This is a genomic window from Arthrobacter sp. Hiyo1 (assembly GCF_001263615.2).
Classification (GTDB): domain Bacteria; phylum Actinomycetota; class Actinomycetes; order Actinomycetales; family Micrococcaceae; genus Arthrobacter.
In genome coordinates this window covers 1-4,215 of the sequence record NZ_DF952476.1, presented here as the reverse complement: position 1 = coordinate 4,215, position 4,215 = coordinate 1, and the positions used below count along the sequence as shown (strand labels likewise).

Sequence of the window (4,215 nt, the reverse complement as noted above, 5' to 3'; positions counted from 1 at the left end):
TCAAAAGCATGGCACGGTCCTTCGGCACGCAACTCGGCCGGGAATTGCTCCGCGGAGTGTTCGGAACCTCATCGCGCCGGCGCCGCTGAAACGGAGCTGCCACCCGCCGTCGGACCCTTCCCTAAAGCGTGTCCAGATGTCACGTGAGGGGAAGGATGCCGGGGTATTGCGGAACCGGCGGGTAACGTAAAGGGCGTGCAGTTGAGTCAAGCGTTGGTCAAGACCGCGGCCGGGTGGCTGCTCGGTCTGATGCTTGCTGTGGCCGCTGCGATCGTTTCCATCAACCTGGTGAGCAACTCCATAGCCAGCCCCCAGCAGCAAGTGCGCGATTACCTGTCGGCCCTCCAGCAGGGGCACGGCGGGGAAGCCCTCGGACTCCTGCACGCCTCCGTGCCCAACGCCAATGCGGCCATGCTGGACGGTACCGCCCTGCAGACGGCGGCGTCGAAGATCACTGATATCAAACTCGGCAACGCCGAATCCCGTGGCGGAAACCGGGTGACGGTCCCCATGGACTACCAGATCGACGGCAAGGCGCTGCATTCGGACTTCCTCTTGGAACGGACGGGAACCGAGTGGCTGTTCTTCGGCAAGTGGTCCTTCGTGCCGTCATCCTTGCCGACCATCGAGGTCACCGTGGTGAACGCCAACGAGGCCACCCTGAACGGGGTCCCGGTAAACCTGCCCAACGGCCGCAACAGCTTTGCCGTGTTTTACCCCGGCCAATACGAAGCCAGCCTCGCCGGCAAATACTTCTCGGCGCCGACTACCAGCACGTCAGTGACCACAGGCGCCCTGCCGCAGGCGCCCCTCAACCTTTTGACCAAGCCCACCGACGCCATGATCAAGGTGGTGAGCGACAAGGTCAAGGAATTCCTGGACACCTGCGCCGCGGACGCCACCAAGCAACAAAAGCTCCAGCCCGATTGCCCGTTCTACCACGTGACCAACAGCCGGGTGGTGGACGGGACCATCAAGTGGCAGATCACGGAGTACCCCAAGGTCAGCATCGACCCCTTTAACGGGCAGTGGGTCGTGGCGCCCCTCAACGGCAAGGCCAAGGTAACCGCCCGCGAAATCGACCTCTTCAGCGGACTGGTCGGCGACCTCAGTGCCGTTCACGACTTCAGCTTCACCACACGGTTGGACATAGGCGCGGACACCATCACGGTCACGCCGCTGGTGAGCTTCTAGGTTCGGCTGCGGCCCGCCCGGTCCAGCCAGCCCCCGCCTAGTCCATCCCGCGCAGGTCAAGCACCAACTCGGAGTCGCCGTCGGCCTGCAGGACCACGGGGATGCCCCAGTCCTGCTGGTAGAGGTGGCACGCAGCGTGATCCGGGATTTCGCCGTCCTCGGTTTCCGGGCCATCACACGCAGCCGCGCGGGCCGTAATGTGGAGGATTCCCTCCGGAACGTCCGCGGACAGCTCGACGGTCCGCAGCAGCCCTACCGACGTGCCACCGCCGGAAAGCAGCAGCTCAGGCGGGGTCGACGAGATCTTCAACTGCGTAGGGTCGCCCCAGCGGTCGTCGAGCTTCTGTCCGGTCGGGGCCGTGAAGCGCACGGTCAGCTCCACGTTCCCTGGCGCCACGGGGCTCTTGGGCCGCTGCGTCTGGGATGCTCCCTCGTCCACCTGCTGGGCTTCCTTGGGGATGGGAACGAGAACCAGCTGGTGCTTGTTTGATTCCACCACCACCAGCAGCGGTTCGCCGCCTTCCGGGTAGACCACGACGACGTCGCTCGGCTCGGCGAGTCCCCTCGCCAAGGTGGACACGGCCTTAGCCGCCGGATCGTAGCGCCGCACGGCACCGTTGTAGGTGTCTGCGATGGCCACGGAGCCATCGGGGAGCACTGTGACGCCGAGGGGGTGCTGCAGGCGGGCTTCCGTGGCCTCGCCGTCGCGGAAACCGAAATCGAACAGGCCCTTGCCCACGGCCGACTCAACAGTCACACCTGATTCGCCTACGACCAGCCGACGCAATGCCGAGGTTTCGGAGTCGGCCACCCAGATGTTGTCATCCGCATCGACGGCCAGGCCGGAAGGCTGGGCGAACCAGGCTTCCTCGGCGGGGCCGTCAAGCAAACCTTCAAGGCCCGAGCCGGCCAGGATGGATACCTCGCCGCTGAGAGGCTCAAAGGCGAAGATCTGGTGCGTGCCGGCCATCGCGATGACGACCCGTTGCAGCTTCTCGCTCCATACGACGTCCCACGGCGAGGACAGGGACACCCCGGTCCCCACACCAAGTACCCCGACGTCGAGTGCGTCGGCCGCGAAGTCAGCCGGACCGCCGTCGGGGTGTTCAGCCCAAACGCCGGCACCGCTTTCCGTCACCCGGGCCGGGCCGGCGTCGAGCAGGCGCTGCACGCCGTTTCCGGCAACAGTCTGCACGTAACCCGAGCTGAGCGTGACGCCGCGGAGGCGGTGGTTCACGGTGTCCGCGACCACTGCTTCGTAGCCAAGCTGCCAAGCCAGCGACGACGGGAGCACCGCCACGCCCTGCGGCTCGTTGAACTGCGCGATTTCCGCCGCACCATCCAGGTAACCCTTGGTTCCGGAGCCGATGACACGCTCAACCGTCTCAAGGTCAGGACGAAGTTCCACCAAACGGTGGTGGCCGGAATCGACCACCAGGTAGTTGCCGTTGTCCAGCTGGGTCGCCTTGCCGGGGAAGCGCAAGGTGCCCGACGTCGGGACGGGAGCCACGTAGGGGCCGTCGCCGCGGTGGAGGGTCCCCTTGGCTTCGTGCTCGGCCACGAGTTCCTCGAGGAGCACCGCAAGGCCGTCTGCGTGGCCCTCACCGGAAAGGTGCGCCACGATGTAGCCCTCGGGGTCCACAACCACCAGCGTCGGCCAGGCGCGGGCCGTATAGGCCTTCCACGTAGCGAGCTCGGGGTCGTCCAGGACGGGGTGGTGGATTTCGTAACGCTCGACGGCGGAAGCGAGGGCCACGGGATCGGCCTCGTGCTCGAACTTGGGAGAGTGCACGCCTACCGTCACCAGGATGTCGGAGTACTTCTCCTCGAGGGGGCGCAGCTCATCCAGGACATGGAGGCAGTTGATGCAGCAGAACGTCCAGAAGTCCAACAGCACGATCTTGCCGCGCAGCGCTTCCAGGTCCAGGGTCTTCCCACCGGTGTTGAGCCAGCCACGGCCCACCAGTTCAGAGGCGCGGACACGCAATTGGTGCGTACGGTTTCGCTCATCAGCGTCCTTCCAGGTTGGTCTTGCTTTCGGGCTGCTTGGAGTCCCGATCAATCAGTTTCGCATCGCGGTCTGCAAGCCGCGCAAACATATCGTTGTAAGCATTCAGGTCGGCGTCGTTATTCCTGTCCGCCGCCCGGTCGGTGCGTTTGGTCTCCCGCTCATCCGAACGCGACCACATGACCGCGACGCCGATCGCCACCAGCAAGGTGGGAACTTCGCCGATTCCCCAGGCCACGGCGCCGCCTGTCTGCTGGTCGAGCAAAGCCGATGGTCCCCAGGTCCGGCCGAGGTTGCCGAAGTAATCGGCGGCGAGCAGTCCAGTGCCTCCCATGATGGATACGCCGAAGAAGGCGTGGAAGCCCATCGTGGCGAGCAAGAGAAGCAGCCGCATCGGGTAGGGCGCACGACGCGGCAGCGGGTCCGTGCCGATCATGGTGAGGACGAAGATGTAGCCGGTGAGCAGGAAGTGCAGGTTCATCAGTTCGTGGCCCACGTGCTCACGCATCGCCCAGCCGAACGCGTCCGAGAAGTAGAACAGGACGATCGAACCGGCAAAGTTCGCCGCGGCGAAGAGTGGGTGGGTCACCACTTGGGAGAACTTCGAGTGCACGAACACCAGGAGCCATTCACGAAGGCCACGGGAGCCATCTCCGCGTGATCCCTCGCCGCGCGACGGCAGGGCCCGCAATGCCAACGTCACCGGGGAACCCAGAACCAGGAACAGCGGCGCCACCATCGTCAACGCCATGTGGTCCACCATGTGGGCGGAGAACAGTATGCGGCCGTATACCGACGGCGGCCCGGACGTGATGTAGGTCAGGACGAGCAGGCCGATCATCCAGTTCACCGCACGGAACCACGACCAGGAGTCACCGCGGCGACGGACCTTGGCCACGCCAAGGATGTAGCTCGCCGCGCCGAAGAGGGCCACAGCCACCCAAAGCCAGTCGAAGCGCCACTCGGTCAACCATCGCGCGGGCGTCAGTTCGGGCGGCAGCTCGTAACCGGAC

At 65.3% G+C, this 4,215-nt stretch carries 3 protein-coding genes; 1 reads left to right on the top strand and 2 read right to left on the bottom strand.

The features are described 5' to 3' along the window. The first annotated feature begins 201 nt into the window (after positions 1-201). Complete coding sequence (locus AHiyo1_RS20465) at positions 202-1,194, top strand: hypothetical protein (protein ID WP_253257532.1); 993 nt, start codon at positions 202-204, stop codon at positions 1,192-1,194. 37 nt (positions 1,195-1,231) lie between these two features. On the opposite strand, the gene AHiyo1_RS20460 is transcribed toward AHiyo1_RS20465, so the two are convergent. Together AHiyo1_RS20460 and AHiyo1_RS20455 are read right to left on the bottom strand one after the other, a co-directional pair. Beyond that, on the bottom strand, positions 1,232-3,253 hold the full coding sequence (locus AHiyo1_RS20460) for an NHL domain-containing thioredoxin family protein (RefSeq protein WP_059389806.1): 2,022 nt from the start codon (positions 3,251-3,253) through the stop codon (positions 1,232-1,234). Continuing rightward, on the bottom strand, positions 3,204-4,215 hold a 1,012-nt coding region (locus AHiyo1_RS20455), incomplete at its 5' end, for a cytochrome c oxidase assembly protein (protein ID WP_148667689.1). The genes AHiyo1_RS20455 and AHiyo1_RS20460, both read right to left, overlap by 50 nt.